9 protein-coding genes and 1 pseudogene are annotated in these 18,353 nt (G+C 38.2%); all 10 read right to left on the bottom strand.

Features of this window, described 5'->3' with window-relative positions; all coding sequences use genetic code 11:
- Positions 1–543, bottom strand: coding sequence for a hypothetical protein (locus DWW10_RS05910; RefSeq protein WP_022391675.1), 543 nt, complete (start codon positions 541–543; stop codon positions 1–3).
- Positions 540–2,387, bottom strand: coding sequence for a thiol protease/hemagglutinin PrtT (locus DWW10_RS05905; protein ID WP_022391676.1), 1,848 nt, complete (start codon positions 2,385–2,387; stop codon positions 540–542). The genes DWW10_RS05910 and DWW10_RS05905 overlap by 4 nt, the downstream gene beginning before the upstream one ends.
- Positions 2,388–2,627: 240 nt before the next feature.
- Positions 2,628–5,156 carry a C10 family peptidase gene (locus DWW10_RS05900; protein ID WP_259320427.1) on the bottom strand — a complete coding sequence of 843 codons (2,529 nt, stop codon included), beginning with the start codon at positions 5,154–5,156 and terminating at the stop codon, positions 2,628–2,630.
- Between the two features lie 152 nt (positions 5,157–5,308).
- The gene (locus tag DWW10_RS05895; protein ID WP_022391678.1) at positions 5,309–6,940 is read right to left on the bottom strand and encodes a RagB/SusD family nutrient uptake outer membrane protein; all 1,632 of its coding nucleotides are present in this window, start codon (positions 6,938–6,940) and stop codon (positions 5,309–5,311) included.
- Positions 6,941–6,960: 20 nt separating this feature from the next.
- Positions 6,961–9,948: pseudogene (locus tag DWW10_RS05890) on the bottom strand (SusC/RagA family TonB-linked outer membrane protein); the annotation flags it as partial.
- A gap of 372 nt (positions 9,949–10,320) precedes the next feature.
- Positions 10,321–10,965 (bottom strand): hypothetical protein, encoded by a 645-nt coding sequence (locus tag DWW10_RS05885; RefSeq protein ID WP_022391680.1) that lies wholly within the window; start codon positions 10,963–10,965, stop codon positions 10,321–10,323.
- A 7-nt stretch (positions 10,966–10,972) separates the two neighbouring features.
- Positions 10,973–12,763, bottom strand: a complete 1,791-nt coding sequence (locus DWW10_RS05880; protein WP_259320426.1) for a M6 family metalloprotease domain-containing protein — start codon at positions 12,761–12,763, stop codon at positions 10,973–10,975.
- Positions 12,764–12,836: 73 nt separating this feature from the next.
- The gene (locus tag DWW10_RS05875; protein ID WP_022391682.1) at positions 12,837–13,721 is read right to left on the bottom strand and encodes a Calx-beta domain-containing protein; all 885 of its coding nucleotides are present in this window, start codon (positions 13,719–13,721) and stop codon (positions 12,837–12,839) included.
- 19 nt (positions 13,722–13,740) lie between these two features.
- Positions 13,741–15,183 (bottom strand): RagB/SusD family nutrient uptake outer membrane protein, encoded by a 1,443-nt coding sequence (locus DWW10_RS05870; RefSeq protein ID WP_022391683.1) that lies wholly within the window; start codon positions 15,181–15,183, stop codon positions 13,741–13,743.
- Between the two features lie 31 nt (positions 15,184–15,214).
- Positions 15,215–18,019 (bottom strand): SusC/RagA family TonB-linked outer membrane protein, encoded by a 2,805-nt coding sequence (locus tag DWW10_RS05865; RefSeq protein ID WP_118421541.1) that lies wholly within the window; start codon positions 18,017–18,019, stop codon positions 15,215–15,217.
- Positions 18,020–18,353 lie beyond the last annotated feature (334 nt).

Below are 18,353 nucleotides of genomic sequence, written 5' to 3'. Positions count from 1 at the left end.
TTATTTTTGCAGAATTCCTTCTGCTATTTTCTCATTTAATTCTGGAACAATGTCTTTATAATCAGCACGACGACCACATGCATGTATTTCCAATAAAGGATATTTATCAAGAATATGTGACATCAAATCGTCCATGGAAGGTGCTGTGGGCAACTGGCTATACTCTTCATATGTATAGGTAAGAAAAGCCACATTAGGACCTATTCCTTTATTATCCAGCAAGTAGCCTTTATCCAAAACAGTAGGCAGACGTAATCCATTACCCATTTTCAAATCCCCGGGTGCGGGATAGGACAAGATACGTGTACGAGCCTCATCCATTAGAACCGGTACCCGATGTAAATAATCAGCCTTTGTCTTATAGACATAGACTATTGGTGAAGTAGAGGCTGGACTACCACCTGTCAGTTGTGGAGTAATCGCCATAGAATTCATTTCTATCTTTTGCATATCCGATGTAACCGTTGTTTCTTTTTTCGCAGAGCGACAACCTGCCAATAGTACAAGTAAAGCCGCTATTACAATATTAATTTCTTTTTTCATTTTAAAAACTTACATTGTTGACTTCCCTTATCTGTTATAACCTGCAATATATACACTCCCGTAGGATATTCCCGACAAGAGAAAGTTATAGTTTCTTTTCCTTCAGACAATATTTGTCTCAATAAACGTCCATTTACATCATATATATTCAACGTATGGGAATTCTCCGGCAAATGAGCAATCACAGTTCCTTGTTGCTTATCACAATAAACAGTAAACTGAGTTTCTTGTTCGGTCTCGATTATTGGAGTAGGATCGGCCTTAACGATAATCTCATTCGTAGTGTCAGGACCACCACGAACAATTTTCCAATCAGTATCATTTGTTCCTTTGTAGACTGCAACAATACGATCTCCGGGTTGTGAAGACAATGAGATTTTACAAGGGAACGTAAAGGCCATACCACCATATGTCTTCATGCTTGAAATAGATGAAGTACCTGATATAAGTTCTCTAATATTCTGATTCTTATCAACTATAGCTAAAGCTACTTTTCCAGAAAACGGAATTAATCCGAGATTCCAGAAAAAGCCGCATTTCACAGTAAAATTAGTATTTACATTAAACTGAGTTTCAGAAGTTATCAAACCGGAGTAAGATTCTCCACTGCCAGTTTTTCCAGCAAGCATCCCCAACAAAGTCTGATAGTTTGAATTTCCTTTTGCCGGCTTTAGCCCAAACAAAGCATCTTGATTCACAATGAAACCACCGCCAGTGCTACCGCCTGCCCCCTGATCATTCGGATTTAAAGCGGAAATCAGAAAGAAACCATTGCTATGCCCACTCCATCCCCAATTTACTCTGAAATAATTCTCTGTTGTGTATGCATCCAGTATAAACTGATGCCCTTCATTACTAAGAGTAGCTCCACCATAAAGCACAGGACCTACTGTCATTATTTCATTTTCCAACATTTGTATCCACTCTGTATCCGAGTACCATTCGCGACGAAGACACAACATACTTTTATCGTACTTCATATACTCAGCCAATCCACGAACTGCTGTTAATGTAGCAGCACCGGTACCACCGGCAGAAGCTATATTGAACTCAGCCTGAGCCATAACACCACAATCGTACATCAAAGTTGCAACTTCATTTTCGGTGACTTCTGAAGAATTCCAATCATATTCAAGTGGCATATTATTCCACGCATAAGTATTGCCTAATGTCCTTTCTGGCACTGTCTGGGAAATTTCTCTTCCATTTATATGTGCTGTATAATTGTAAGTCGGAAGAGTTCCCGTACCCACATCCGGCCATTGATAATATCTCATAAGTATAGCTACAGCCGTTGCAACACAACCTGTTACAGTTCGAATGCGATTAATTTCAGGACAAAGGAAGTTATAGGGACTGATTTGATCCCACTTTGCCGTTTCATATTGCTTCACCACGTCTCCCGTAGTCATGTCCGACACCCCTCTCCATGCTTTGGATACAACATCGGAAGCATTCAGTCCTGTCTCTCTGGCTCTATTGATCTGCTCTCTCAACCCATTCATCCAACTTTTCAGATTAGAAGGCATCCCATCTACCACAAAGTTATCCGTAAAAGAATACCCCAATACGGGCATAGCCACATCATCTCCGGCAATAATAACAAAGCCTTTCCGATCGGTATTATTAAAAACATAGAAAGCCGGAAGACTCCCTGTGCTACGAGTACTCAAATCTTCTCCATCCCAAACTAATTGCAGCTGTGGTGATGCAGAAGTGTTACGGGTTTGAACATTCGTTTTAAGGAAATCGGCAGCTAAAGCATGAGCCTGCTCTGCTGTTACATTATCAGCAAGAAGCCGACTTGTAAGAAGAATAAATAGAAAGAGTAGTGTACACCTCATATAGTTAGGGGTTAGTTATTTTAGTAGCACCTCAACGAATGACACAAATCACTATCTTGTTGTTCATTAGAAAGACAAAATTACTGAAATATATGGTTCGTCAGATGATTTTGAATACTTTTTTTGATGATCCTATCGCAAATGAACGTTTTAGAGTGAAAATCGTTCATTAGAATATAAAAAACAAGGCCATCCTAAGTTAATAGAATAGCCTCGCCCTCCATACTATAAATATATAGTCTAACGTTTCATAAACTTGCTCTTGTATACCTTACCATCAGCCGACTGTAATACTACAATATAGTAACCTGCGGTCAACCCTTTTACTGGTATAGAATACTCTTTTTTATCTCCGGGCTCTTTTTGCTGTATCATCTGTTGTCCGGACAGATTATAGACAGAGATCATTTGGACAGCATTAGAAGTACGGATATTAAGAATCTCGTCTACTGGTTGCTGATAGATAACTAATCCATCCTCATCGGCTACTTCATCCTCAATACCGGTAGCTGGTCCTACAGAAAAGTAGAGAGTGCTAATTGTCACTAAGTCTCCATTAGTACCTGATTTATACAAACAAACAGCATGTCTTCCTTCACCTAGACTCAGAGGAATTTCCATTACAAGATTTTTCGTCTGGTCCGCCTCCACAAATACATTCTGATAGTGTACACTGTATGCGTAACCTATAGCATTCTCGAAAATTGCTGCTGTCAATGTTCCAGTATATACGTTTCCATCACCAGACAGTGACAGATCAGCCAGAAATTTCAGGGTCTCACCTACTTGAAGTTGTTCCTTCTCCAAATGTGGCTGACTGACTTTCAAATCTGCGGTTCCACGCACCTCCTTTATGGTGACCGGAGTTAATTCTCCGATAACATACGTACTTACTCCCCAATCTATACAGGGACGAACATAATACTCTCCAGCAGGGATTTTTGAAAGAACAGAGTTATCACTAACGACTAAGTCTCCGGATATGACCAGTTCTCTATTAATCGTACCCGGTTTCACTTCTACTTGTGCATCACCAACTATCGCAACAAAGCGCGGAGTTTCATCTGCAGTAAAAAGCGCAATCCCCACTAAACCATAATATTCATCTGATGTACTTTTATTAGAAACCAACATTTTGAAATCTCCCTTGAGACCGCTATATAAACTATGTACTAATTCCACGCCTACCTCAATATCCTTTTCAAGATCAAGATTACCACTGAACGGAGTCAAAGTACATTTATTACCACTTACTACAAGAATGAGTTGCGTTTCAGAACCTACGTAGCCACGCACACGACTCCATGTTGCTTCGCGTTCATCTTTGGTAGCTACATATACGGAATAAGTTCCATCAGCAAAGTTATTAGGTATTGTCAAACCAGAAAAAGAGAAATTATAGGCATCAAACGTATTTATTTCCATTTTCAAAGCATCCTGGCCTAATACTGATTGTTGACCATCCCTTTCGGCTATCACCGCCAAATCACCATTTTTCCAGACCATACTCATATTGGTAAACCCTGTAATTTCCAGTTTAAAAGCTTCGCCTTTAACTACTTCTGTTTTGTTTGCTTCCAACTCCGTCATATAAAAATGAGAAGTAAAGTTTGAAGAAGAAGTAGGTGGTTGTATCCCCAGATACATCCCTTGGCCTCTCGTAAATCCTCCTCCTAGATTACTCCCACCACCAATACCGGGAGAATCTGGATTTAAGGAAGCAACTTCGAAGTAGCCATTATTCATTCCACTCCATCCCCAATTGACATGAACCATATCCTGAGTATCATAACCATCAAAGACAAACGCATGTCCTCCATCATCCGATGAGCCAAAATAGTAGATAGGACGTTTCTCGTTTATTTCTGATTTAATCAGATTCATCCATTCGGCAGAAGTAAAATATTGACGATATACCAACCCCAAATTACCATCATACCCAAAGTAGTCAATTAATGTTTGGCCTACCTGATATGAATAAGCTCCGGAACTGTAAGGTGAATATTGCATATCAACCGCTACACCGCAGGCCAACATTAATTGAGCAACAGCGTCAGCCTGTTCGGCAGCATAAGTTCCAGAATATTGTGGAAGCATATTATTCCAGTCAAAGGTAGTATTTCCGTAATCAAAAGAACATTCAATTCCATTAGGAGCTTTATAAGAATGAGTACCTTTTCCTTTTACTGGGTATTCATGATATTTTAAAATCATAGCCATTGCCGTAGCTACACATCCCGTCACACAGCGTTCTCCCTGATAAAGGGGACAGTTATTATTGTACGGTGCACTTTGATCCCAACATATACTTCCCAGTAAAGGAGATACAGATGCCGGAAAACTTGTTTTAGTAAGTAATTTAGGTTCAGTAACCGCTTTTTCGCCATTACCCAGTTCAGCATAGGCGGCATTATATAATTCCAACCACCCAAGTATATTTACCGGTAAGTTTTCAGTTATGAAACTCCCATTATCCGAATAACCCAACACAGGCTTCATACGGTCATCACCGGATACTATGACATAGGCAGACTGCTCATAGTTATAAATATAAAAAGCTGTTCCTTCCACACTACGGGTAGATACAGATTTCAGCAAATCATTGGAAACTGCCACCAAATGAATATCACCAGCATTACGGGTTACAGCCCCGGATGACTGCATAAAGAAGGAACGGGCAATAGAAAGAGCTTCTTCCGGAGAGCGCTGGGCCGTCCATGCTGTTAAGCTACACAGAAGAACTAAAGACAGGAGTAGTAATTTCTTCATAGGCATCATTTATTAGAATAATTAAAAGGAAATTGCAAAGTTACTGAAATTCGCTACTTTGCAAATATTTTCATCTACTATTTTGTATATCAATAAAAAACAAGGGTGTATCCGCAGATTCGAATACACCCTTCCCTTTTTCTATTTACTTATTAGTTCACCGGAGTTGGAGCCATTGCAGCAGGATTATTGTCAGCCTCTGTAATAGCACTGTTCACTGATGTTTCAGCTTCAGGAATACGGTAAATCATGATAGGAGCTTCAGCAGCAATTTCAGCAAATGTACTGTTGATAGGATAGTTAGCTCCTTGACGGATAATAGGTTTCTTTAAACGCAAGATATCAAATAATGCAAAACCTTCACCCCAAAGTTCAACACGACGTTGGAACCAAACTTCATCGATAAATGCATCCAAAGAACCTGCTGTGCAAGTATAAGACGGATCACGATATTGTCTTACGAACTCTTCCAATTTCTGTTTACCTACAGCTAAGTTATCCCGTCCAAGAGCTTCTGCTTCAATCAATTTCATTTCTTCAACACGCATCAAAGGCCAGTCTTGTGCATTGTCCGTATCTGCAAAAGTTCCATTGTCAGGACCAAACTTCACATTTGTATAAGGAGAAAATTTACTGGGGAAAGTTCCACCATTAAACATACCGTTTGCCCAATAGTAAGCATAGTCTTCACCAAGTCCATTATCCAGAACAGGCGAGTGCAGATCTTCATCTACCCACCAGCCCTTACGTACATCCGTTTCCGGTATCTTAGCCCACAAATTCTTGTTGATGAGACGGTAAGCTACGTCGGTAGCACTGGCAGCCGTTGTATATCCCATGCCCGTCAGTGAACAAAGATTAGAAGGCCAGTTCACAATACCGGTTTTTGCCAGATAATCTTCCGTAGTCACTACGATACCCCAGATCCATGAATTATCTGTAGCATTGTAGAAAGTCGGTTGGCTTACATCTGCAACAGAATAAGGGGCAGAAGTACCATAAGCTTTAGCTGCATCAGAAGCTGCTGCTGACCACTTACCCATCAACAAGTTGGCACGGGCACGCAAACCATAGGCTACTTCTACTGATATTTCAGCTTTATCGGCACGTGCAGAGGCACCGGTCAACAAAGTAATGGCCTCATCCAGATCTTCCATAATGCGGCTATATACCTGTTGTACACTTGCACGCGGATTATTCATTAACTCAGTATCAGAGGTTGTTTCCAATACCAAAGGTACACCATTAGCAGTTTCGTGACCGATGTAAGTCAACTGATAAGTCTGAATAAGCTGCAAATAATCGAAAGCACGTGAGGCCAATGACTGACCACGATACTTCTTTAAAGCAGCATCTGTCGCATCTGCTGGAATAGCTTTAAGAATATCATTAGCAGTTTTCATGTGCTTATAATATAGCTTCCACAGAAAAGCATTAAATGTAGATGTAATGTTTCTGTCTAATAAGCGTTGAGAACTGATAAACTTATTATAACCGGTCTGGTCATTCAAAGTCAACAAATCCTGTCCGGCTGTTTCATAAATCATACAAGCTGCCGGAAAACCATAGTCCATGTGGTTATTATAATCGGTCAACAAGTTTGTATGAGAATAAAGACCAGTTTTCAAACCGTTCAGTTCAGAAGAAATACGGTCTGGCAACAACTCAACCACCTCATTTTTCTGGTCTTGTGTCACGGTACTTCCTTCAGGGAACTTATCGAGATCACAAGAAGCCACCACCATGGTTGCAGAAAGCAGTAATATATATTTATTAATCTTCATAATTCTATATTTGTTTTAGATTAAAATGAAAGTGATAAACCACCCGAAATAGCACGGATAGGAGAATATACGTCTGCACTGGCAGTTGTATAGCTCTGACGAGGGTCGAAACCTTTACGCTTACTGAACAGAGCAACATTGTCAGCTGACATATAAACACGCAATGAACTAATGTTCAATGAACGCACCCAGCTTTTTGGCAAAGTATATCCCACAGTTATGCTATTGATACTCAAATAGTCAGACTTAGTAAGGAAACGATCAGACAAATAGTTGGCATACTGGTCCGTTGCACTCAAACGAGGAATATTAGAGCCTTTATTATCAGCAGTCCAAGCTTTCAAGATATCCTTATGCCAGTTTTGACCAGGATCGGTACCTGAATTCATCAAAGATGCATAGCCATTGTCGTACATGCGTCCACCCAGCTGATAAGCAAAAGAGATAGAGAAATCAAATCCATACGCATTCAAGCTCGTTCCGAAACCACCATATACTTTCGGCAAAATATCGCCGGTTGCATAACGGGTAGCATTCGGAGCATCCGTAGTTTTTTCTTGTCCGGTTACATTGCCTTCCGCATCCGTAATATCCTTGTAGTATTGCGCAACTCCATTTTCATCTACACCTGCATACTTACGCAGATAGAATTGATATCTGGATTCACCCTCACGATAAATATAGCTACCACTGATCATCTCACCATTCAATGAAGGATCCAATTCATTAATGGTGTTTTTGAAATGAGTCAAGTTAAAATTCAAGCGCCAGGTCAAATCATTTGTATCAATCAATAATCCGTTCAAATCTAACTCAACACCTTTATTAGTCATAGAACCCACATTCATTGGAATACTGGCATAACCGGCAGAAGCGTTCATTGGCTTATTGTACAACATATCGGTAGTTTTACGACTGAAGTATTCAACAGTACCGCTCAAACGTCCTTTAAAAAACTCGAAGTCAAAGCCTGTATTGAAACTGTGAGAAGTTTCCCAAGTGATATCTTTATTACCTTTATAAGAAAGAGCCAAGGCAAAATCATTATTACTGTTAGAAACCGTATATTGATCCAGATAAGCATAGTAATTACCAATATTGTCATTACCCTGTGCACCATAACTGATTTTGAACTTCAACATATCAATCCAAGATACATTCTGCAGGAATGATTCTTTGTTCATTAGCCAACCTAAACCGACAGACCAGAAGTTACCCCAGCGGTTATCCGGATGGAAACGTGAAGAAGCATCGCGACGGAAAGAAGCACTTGCAAAGTATTTTTCCAGATAGTCATATTGAGCACGGAACAAGAAACCTGCTGTAGCATAATTAGCAGTACTGGAGTTTGTACTCGGAGTATTAATAGCATTATTCAATTCTACAATAGTCGGGTTGTAGACTTTTTGTTTGCTACCGGACAATGATTGATTTTTATAATCATAAGATTCAAAACCGGCCAGTAAATCAATGTTATGATCACCGAAGTTCTTCTTATAAGTCAATAAATACTGTTGGTTAATACTGAATACACGACTGTGAGAAACGCCTACTACACCACCGGTATTACCAGCATACTGTCCATAGTAAGGATTGATCAATTCATTGTAACGCGTATTATCCAGATCCATACCCCAATTAGCAGTTGCTTTCAATCCTTCAATAATAGATACTTCTACAAAAGCACGTCCACTCAAGATATCCATATTATACTCATTCTTATCCAACTGCAAAGCAGATGCCGGATTAGATTGAGAAAGGAACGGACGATTCAATGCAGTAGTACCATCTGTATACATACCATTACCATAATCATACATCGTAAAGCCGCGAGAGTCTTTCTTGATGCTTCCATCCGCATTGCGGATATACAAAGGGTAGATAGGAGCAATGTTATTAGTTATATAAAATAAGTTAGTAGAACTTCCGGAAGTAGTTTGTTCATCAGGATAACGACTCACAATATTAGAGTAAGCAACATTCGCACCTACTTTTAACCATTCTTTCACTTGATAATCAGCTTTCAGGCGGAATGAAAGGCGTGAGAATGATGAACCTGGAATAAGACCGCTGTCATCCAAATAACCGGCTGACATATAATAGTTCATTTTTTCAGTAGAACCGCTAATATTTACGTTATATTCCTGACGCAAGTTGCCATTATCAAGCAATTCTTTTTCCCAGTTATCAGGAGTAATATAGTAATCTCCATACACCCGACCCAGTGTGGCATTCGGATTAAGCTTACCGTCTACACCTATATATCCCTCACCATTAGGTACTGTGTAAACAGGGTATCCCAAACCATCCTTAGAAAACAGTAATGAATTAATATACTGATTACCAGTCATTCCATTAGACAATACTCTATTGGGATCTCCACCAGCATAGCCATTCAACATTGCAGTGTAGTAGTTCTCCACATATTCCTGAGAAGAAGTCATAACATCATAGTTAGACACACCGCGACGGTTAGTACCCCACTTAGCATCCAGATTTACAGTTGCTTTTCCTGTAGCTCCTTTTTTGGTAGTCACCAAGATTACACCATTGGCACCACGTGCACCATACAATGCATTAGAAGCAGCATCCTTTAATACCGTCAAGCTCTCAATATCCTGTGAGTTGATAGCTGAAATATCACCATCATAAGGAACGCCATCCACTACATACAACGGATTGTTACTTGCAGACAAAGAACCAACACCACGAATACGTACAGTAGAGCCTGTACCCGGCTGTCCATTGCCACTTGTAGTCTGTACACCGGCTACCTGTCCCGAAAGTGCATTCGATATATTGGAAACCTGACGCTCTGCTATTTTATCCGCTTTAATAGTAGAAGCAGATCCCGTAAACTGAGATTTTTTTGCGGTACCATAAGCAACCACCATTACTTCGTCAAGCATCTCAGCATCAGACTTCATAATAACCTTCACAGTAGGTTTAATACCCACTTCTTGTGCTTGCATTCCAATGTACGAAATCTGCAAAGTCTTCGCAGGACTACAATATAGCTATTAATCTAATTATAAGCGATTTACCAAAACGAGAAGAACCCATAAATCGAATATTTGCATATACTATTGTATTGATTATAAGACATATATATTAATATAATTATCATAATGATCTACCACATATATCCTAATAATAAATCTAACTTACTAATTATTAGACATATAAATAGATATTTAATTGTGATTTGCATTATTAAATTACAACTAAAAGTCTTTTATATAGCATATTGTTGGAAAATAATTATCTATATAGCTGTAATCCAAAACAAAAACGGGAAGCATATCATTTAGAATATGCCTCCCGCTTTATGTATAATTTATTTATTGTAAAGTCCACTATTTCTATCAGAACCAACTAAATCACAGAGAAGAAATATATTGAATTAACTGGATAATCCCCTCGTTATCATTCTTCAACTTATTCTTTTTCTGAAAATTCATGATTTCTTTCTTTCGTTCAGGGAATATTTTTATAACTTCTTTTATTCTCCTAAAACGCTCACGTTTTCCATTTATTTCTATGGTGTATATAGTATATGGTTCCACTTTATAATTTTCTGGTAATTTCAACTGATACATTTCTCCACCCGTATTAAGAGAGGAAATATTATCAATAGCCGTTGTAGAAGAACTACCATAACCAATATTTTGAGCACCAATACTCAAACGACAGTGATAGGATGCATACAAAGGATACTTTCCTGACAATAAAACTTCTTCAAAACTATTTCCTGAAGGAATAAAACTCCTCTTTTCAAAATAGATAGTATCAATTTGGTCAATAGGATGAAGAGCCATTTTCTTACCGTCAGAACCAGTATAGACCATTTCTTCAGTTGCCTTGTTATAATTCAACTCTACTTTGTTAACTTTCTTGTTTTTATAAACAATCTGCCCTTCTTGATATTCGGGAAAAACAAAATGTTTACCATTTTGCCCCCAAACAAAAGTAGTGCTTACAAAGCAGCAGCACAATACAATTATCTTATTAGAAATAGACGCCATACTATTATTATTTTAAAATGATTTTTTGTTGATACGTCGTATCATTAGCTAAAGTAACAGAAACAATATAGACTCCAGAAGAAAGCTGTTGCAATGATATTGGTTGAGTTATATTATCCCATTTCATAACACCTCTTCCAGAGAGGTCTGTAATAACGATATCCTTAATTAACTCATTGGAATGAATTATTAACGTTTTGCTTTCCAGATATATTTTGAAAGAACTTGTTTCTTGTTCTGATTCAACACCTGTAGTAGTGATATTAATATCAAAACTAAGTTTATCATTCTCAACAACTAAGTTTGTGATACGTAATCCTCCATCACTATCATCAGATAAGAAAGGTTTCGGATAAGTTTTATCCGTCATAACTGCTCCAGCGTTTGTTTGATAAGCAGCTTCATCTAGAAAACCATTTTCAACTAAGGAACCATAAGGGCGATAGATATAGACCTCATCAGGAGGACCATTCCGGTTACCATTAGATACAGTTGTATTGATTCTATAAATTAATAAACCGGATCTTGGAATGTTCTTTTCGTATTTTCCTTCTTTCTTTCTATATTCCAAAACATAGTATTCATTCGCATTGGATGAATTTATTTTGTAACAAGAGTTATCCGGACCTTGAGAAAGGGGAACTAATGAATATCTACCGGTAGTCGTAATTTCCGGAATTTCAGTAATCCAACTTTTACCTGCATACATCCACTTCATGTAGGCTCCCATATGGCACCAGCCACTATTCATTAAATCCCAAGCACCAACAGGGTCTAGACTTTTACTTTCTTCACTATAATGATATAAGTCCGGAGCCCCTAAGGCATGAAACATTTCATGGCAGAGGGTATTAACGGTTACTTGGTTTTCCGGTTGAAAAACATAATCCATTACACGCTTGCCATGTATATAGCATTCTTTTGTATAAAGTGACCAACGATGTGCCCATAATAGATCACTCCATCCGTCACTATTTCCCTGAATAACAAAACAGATATTATCAACATATCCGTCATTATCATTATCTATTTCATCTGGAGTAAACTCTTGTTCAATAATACTTCTCATTGCATCAACTGCATTCTGAACAAGATTATGTTCTCTCATTGTAGACTCTTCACTAGTTTTATATCCATCCGGATTAGTCGTTGCATTATAAGCCCGGTAGAAACCTCTGTTATGAAAATCTACATATCCTACATTATTAGCTTCTAAATCAGCATGTGGAAAGAAATGAGACTGGATAGTCAAATTATCATAAGAAACTTCTAAGTAATAATCTTTAAGAGAACCTGTAGAAGAGGTAGTACTGTTAAAACGACTGTCGTATACACTTCTCTTTTTTGAGAAAGTAGTAGCATCCTGAAAAGATATAAATATTACAATATTATTCAGAGGTTTTTTATGAGAAGCGTATTGAGGTTGAAACATTCCCCTTGTCCGTGATAAAGGTTGCAAACGTTCACGACGAACATCATATTTTTCTTTGGAAATTTTCAACCAAGGTTTGAGCTTCGTATCAGTTATCGATGTTTTTCCTACTAAAAACGGTGAAGGAATCAATTCTCCCATATCATTTTTTTCGGCATAATAGCAGTAACCATCTTCTCCTTGCAATACAGTATAACCATCTTTGTCATGCACCCAATGGTAAAACTCATCCCCTGAAGCGTATAGCGTTAATTGACTTCCATCAGGTTGAGTAACTGTTGTTTCAAGAAAGCTAAAAGGAGCAGCATACATCCAGCAGAAGATGTTGCACCAGAAACAAATCAAGAGTAATCTTTTCTTTATCATATCATTGATTTTAAACAAAATAAGGTCACCCTAACAATAGGTGACCTTATTTTAAATGACTATAGGGAAGGATTTAATTTACTTTCGTAGATATAACGCCATCCATTAGTAAGGTAAAGAAGCCACCAGATGCACCTGTGGTCGGATGAATTGCCTGGAATCCAAATCCATATTCAAATGTGATCACTCCATTATCAAAGATTCCGACTAAAGCCCCCATGGTATACAAGTCTTCGCCTTCTACGTGGGTAGCTCTGAAGTACCGATTCCATGCACCTGTAGGTTTAGGCATCGGACCTATGTATTGGTTATCTTTCATTGTAACTACAATTTCACCATCAACTTCTTCCACACTCATCTTTGCAAGAGTTCCATAACCAAAGTCCACATTCAATACGTTAGTATCTTCATCAGAAGCAGTAATTAAAGCCGGAACACTAACCGGAGTAACTTCATCGAAAGCAGAAATACCGGTCATATTATGGGTTCCGATTATAGCTGCCCATGGATGTTCATCATCGACAATCGTAACAAGAACACTATTCTGTGCAGATTCCAATAATTTAGGAGATGTTGCTGAGATTATAATTCTGAAAGTTTTCTTTCCGGTAAAAATATCATTATCTATCGGTCGTACAATTACATTTTGTATTCCACAACCATCTTCGAAAACTATTTCTTTGTTTTCAATAACAAAGTCAGTCCCTTCAATAGCTGGATTACTTTCTCCTTCAGAAGAAGCCGTAAGGGTTACTATTACCTTTCCACTGCCTTTAATCCCTGCTAAAGCAAGGGGAATTTCGAGCGGTTCGGTAGCATTCTCGTCTACAGAAGCTGTCGTAGTCGGAAAGCTTGCATTAGAGTCTGCCGCTCTGAACGATTGCGGTTCGTTATCATCGCATGCGGCAAAAGCAAACAACAATCCGGCAGCCAATATTAAATATGTCAATTTTTTCATTTGTTTCCGTTTTTAGAAATTAATACTTGTTTTGAACCATATTCTCATTAGCATCTATTTCACTTTGTGGAATAGGTAAGAGATAGTAAGGACTATCAGCTGATACTTCCTGAGCACCAGCGGGAGCACCAGTACCATCTGCTAGGAAACCTAAACCGTCACGTTCTACATCTTCATGTCTACGTTTCAGGTCAAAGAAGCGGTGCCCCTCAAATGCCAATTCTAAACGTCTTTGTAATTGGATTGCTTTTTCCAGGCTCTCACCACTTTCATTACCTTCTTCATAATCTGAATAACGTTTTGAGCGTACAATATTCAAGTCTGCCAAAGCAGGAGCATATTGCTTCAAATTGTAATTAGCTTCTGCACGGGCCAAGTACATTTCTGCAGTACGTATAAGAGGAATATCAACCAGACCGGCAGAAGCACCACCATTAGCCCACTTCCATACCATATTACAATCACCACTTTCGCTGGTAACCATTTTGATAACAGAATTACGACAGTCAGTTGTTGAATACAGTTCTCTTAATCCGCAAGAAACAGAATAATTACCTACATAACTGGTTGTAGCACCCTGTCCCCAGCTGTTACCAGGCAAAATTCCATCATCTGATTTAAGTGCTATGCGGAATAAGACTTCAGGAACTGCCATACTGGTAGTATATACTTTACTGAAACCTTGAGTATCTGCCATATCAGAACCATCACCTGCAATAGCCGCTGTTGCATTTGTTACAGCCAATTGATTCTCACCCATCGTCAGATACACGCGCGCCAGGATAGCACAAACAGATTTCTTATTCAATCGATAATTGATTTTAGTATTATAATCATCAGTCATCAACCCTTTTGCTCTTTCCAAATCTTCCACCAGCCATGTATATACTTCTTTCACAGTATTACGTGCCGGAAAAGTGGTTTCCGTATCTTTTTTATAGGTAACTCCTAAATCGCTATCAGAAGCTTGCTGATAGTTTCTACCATATAAACGTACCAAGTCAAAATGTATCATGCCACGTAAAGCAAGACATTCGGCCAGTAGGTTGGCAGCTAATTTTTTGTCTGCTTCAGCTGTTTCCATGCCATCCAGACGGGTAATAACTTCATTAGCACCTAAAATACCATTATAAGCAGCAGACCACATTCCTGTCACTCCATATGTGTCGGCATAAAATTTAAAATCGGCAAACTCATTGTAAATCAAGCGTCCATCACGATTCAACGTTAGATTATCAGACATAACATCCGGCACCATCAACATAAATTCTGTAGTATAAGATGCCGACCGAATTGATTCATATACACTATTGGTCGTATTATCAAAGTCTTGTATAGACTCTAGTGCATTGTCGCTATTTAGAGAATCATGAGGAGTGGTATCCAAGAAACCAGAACATCCGGTCAATGACAAACTAAAAAGAGCAACTGCTGGTATTATTGTTTTTTTAATTAATTTCATACGAGTGTCTTTTTTTGAAATTCATAAATAATTAGAAACCTATTTCAATACCGAACATGATTGTTCTGGAAGCCGGGTAGCTAAAGTCAAGCACACCACCTGTGGCACCTGTACCTGTACCTGCTGGTGAATCACCTACCTCAGGGTCAAGTCCTTTAAATCCTGTTACAGTAAACAGATTCAAACCTTGTGCAAAAAGTCGTAACTTCTCTACATGGGCTACCTTAAGCCATTGTTTTGGGAAAGTGTATGCCAAGGTCAAATTTCTCAAACGCAAATAAGATGCATCTTCCAAATATCTGGTAGATTGATAAGAGCTATTGTTTATACTTTGTTTAGGTACATTGGTTATATCTCCCGGATTTTTCCATTGATCATACAGCATGCTTTTATCTTGATTATTACCATACTGTGCTCCATCACTTTCCGTAAAGAAACGGATATGATTATAAATATAGTTTCCACCAGAGAAATAAAAATCAGCGGCTAATTCCCATCCTTTATATGAAAGATTTGCACCGAATGAACCAAAATATTTCGGATCAGGAGTCTTACCATCCAAAACGACAGCGTCATTTGAATTGTATGTATTGGTAATTTTACCATCTGCAGTATAATACAACGCATCACCATTAGCAGGATTTACTCCAGCCCAACGTACCATTTTGTAGATATTGATAGGATAACCTTCTTTAATCAAGTTATTCCAACCAATAGAAATATCATTTCCTTTGTATAGCTTCTTGATTTCATTCTTATTTTGAGAAATCATTCCGTTTAAAGTTAGTTTCCAATCATTTGTTCTAATGAGGTCACCATTGATAGAAAATTCATATCCCTTATTCATTAATTCACCAACATTATCAATACGACTTGAAAAACCTGAAGTCATAGACAAACGAGTTGAAAGTAATAAATCGGTTGTTTTACGTTGATAAACATCAAATGTAACGTTTAAGCGTGAGTCGAACAAAGATGCATCCAAACCCACAGATGCTTGCATACTCTTTTCCCAAGACAGATTAGGATTCGGTAAGCGCGCAGGATAAGCAGTTGATGCACCATTATAGCTACCATAACCATATACTCCTTGTGCCGCATAATCACCAATATTATTATTACCACTGGTACCTACACTGCCACGTACTTTCAAACGAGTAAGCCAGCTTACATCTTGCAAGAATGATTCACGTTCCATGTTCCAACCTAAACCTACAGCCCAGAACATACCATATTGGTTATCTGCTCCAAAGCGTGAAGAACCGTCCCAACGAATAGCTGCATCAATAATGTATTTACTGTCATAAGTATAACCAGCTGTTGCCAGATACGAAAGCATTCTCCAGTCAGTGGTATTTCCTGCTACATCTTTATCTGTAGCTCCAACGGAAATTGCATCCAATTTGCCAGTAGCAAAGCCACTAACAGAGGCAGTTAATGTACGGTAATGGCTGGATTGAGCCTCCATTGCAGCAGCGGCTTTTATTGCATGAACTTCATTAAAGGTTTTGTCATAACTCAACATGTTTGTCCATACCCAAGTAGAACGTTGCTGGATACGATCGTTGCGATATCCATAAGGCGAACCTAAAATTTGTGATAACTGAGATTCGGGCTTATTAAATTGGTAGTTTTGATATTGGGTAAAGTCTATACCCGCTACCGTTGTATACTTGAGTTGATCCCAAATTTTCCATTCAAAATTGAAAGCTGCAATAATTTTAAGTTTACTTAAACTTGAAGGATTATTAGCAACATTCTCGAAGATATTAATTTGATTACCAGCAACCTTCATATCAGTATTGTAGCTACCATCTTCGTTATAAGGAGCATCATAAGGATTAGCATTAAATATGTAGTTGAACGGATTTAAAGCATTACGGTCTGTTCTCAATAAACCTTCCTTGGAAATACCAGCAGAAGAATTAAAACCAATTTTCACCACATCTTTAATCTTATGCTCAAGATTGGCACGTAGTGTACTTCTTCTAAGATAAGAACCGGGTACTATAGCATCCTGATCAAAATATTGACCTGACAAATAGAAACGAGTTGCATCAGTACCTCCTGCCACATTCAATTCATAAGATTGTGTAGTACCAGTACGGAAAATTTCATCAGCCCAGTTTGTGTTCTGAGCAGCAGCAATTTCAGCATCAGTCATTGCTCCACCATTAGCTCCACCTGATGAACCGCGACCAATGCCTAATTGACGCTCATAAGTCAGTTTTTCCTGTGCGTTCATCATTGTAAAATCACTATCAGATAAGGTTCTGGTAGAAATTCCAAAGATAGCTTTTAAGTCAATTGTAGTTTTACCACTTTGACCTTTCTTGGTTGTGATAAGAATAACACCATTAGAACCCCTGGAACCGTATATCGCGGTTGCAGATGCGTCCTTCAATACAGACATATATTCAATATCATTCGAGTTTAGTGCTGCAAAATCTGCAGAAGAAACAGGTACACCATCGATTACGAATAGTGGATCACTACCGGCTGAGATAGAACTTGTACCACGAATCTTAATATTAGCACTGGCACCTGGACGTCCAGTTGCAGCAGTTACTTGCACACCTGCTGCTTTACCTTGCAATGCCTGGTCTACACTATTTACCGGTACTTTGGATAACTGATCAGCTTTTACTATTTCAACAGAACCGGTCAATGAGCTCTTTTTTGCAGCACCATAAGCCACTACTACTACTTCATCAAGCATAGCAGCATCTGCCTTAAGCACGATCTTTAGATTGTGTTTAATTGCCACTTCTTGTGTCTGCATACCAATATACGAAACCTGCAAAGTCTTCGCAGGACTACAACCAAAATAAAACATTGTATATCAGCTGTATAACCATTTAACTAGAACTGTGTGTCAGGAAGGATGTATCTATATATTACACTGATAATTAGATATATATATATTATTGCATTACATTTATTCTTGATATGATCTACCAAATATTACACTATTATGAAAAGTAAAAATCTAATTAACAGCAATATAGGTACAAGTTTATTATACTTCTGAATTATTTAGGATTAACCTCAAGTTGCTATAATCTTGTTTTATGTAAGATAATTTACTTATAATCATAATACTCTGATGCAAAAATGCGAAGAATATCTTATAAAAGTATTCTTCGCATTTTACGTGTAGATTATTTACT

Source organism: Bacteroides intestinalis, assembly GCF_003464595.1.
Taxonomy (GTDB): Bacteria; Bacteroidota; Bacteroidia; order Bacteroidales; family Bacteroidaceae; genus Bacteroides; species Bacteroides intestinalis_A.
The sequence above is the reverse complement of the archived record's forward strand: the minus strand, read 5'-3'. Positions and strand labels throughout refer to the sequence as shown.

Coding starts and splice junctions, on each gene's coding strand:
- DWW10_RS05875 (WP_022391682.1), bottom strand. CDS start 13,721: ATGAAAAAATTGACATATTTAATATTGGCTGCCGGATTGTTGTTTGCT.
- DWW10_RS05880 (WP_259320426.1), bottom strand. CDS start 12,763: ATGATAAAGAAAAGATTACTCTTGATTTGTTTCTGGTGCAACATCTTC.
- DWW10_RS05910 (WP_022391675.1), bottom strand. CDS start 543: ATGAAAAAAGAAATTAATATTGTAATAGCGGCTTTACTTGTACTATTG.
- DWW10_RS05865 (WP_118421541.1), bottom strand. CDS start 18,019: ATGTTTTATTTTGGTTGTAGTCCTGCGAAGACTTTGCAGGTTTCGTAT.
- DWW10_RS05905 (WP_022391676.1), bottom strand. CDS start 2,387: ATGAGGTGTACACTACTCTTTCTATTTATTCTTCTTACAAGTCGGCTT.
- DWW10_RS05885 (WP_022391680.1), bottom strand. CDS start 10,965: ATGGCGTCTATTTCTAATAAGATAATTGTATTGTGCTGCTGCTTTGTA.
- DWW10_RS05870 (WP_022391683.1), bottom strand. CDS start 15,183: ATGAAATTAATTAAAAAAACAATAATACCAGCAGTTGCTCTTTTTAGT.
- DWW10_RS05900 (WP_259320427.1), bottom strand. CDS start 5,156: ATGAAGAAATTACTACTCCTGTCTTTAGTTCTTCTGTGTAGCTTAACA.
- DWW10_RS05895 (WP_022391678.1), bottom strand. CDS start 6,940: ATGAAGATTAATAAATATATATTACTGCTTTCTGCAACCATGGTGGTG.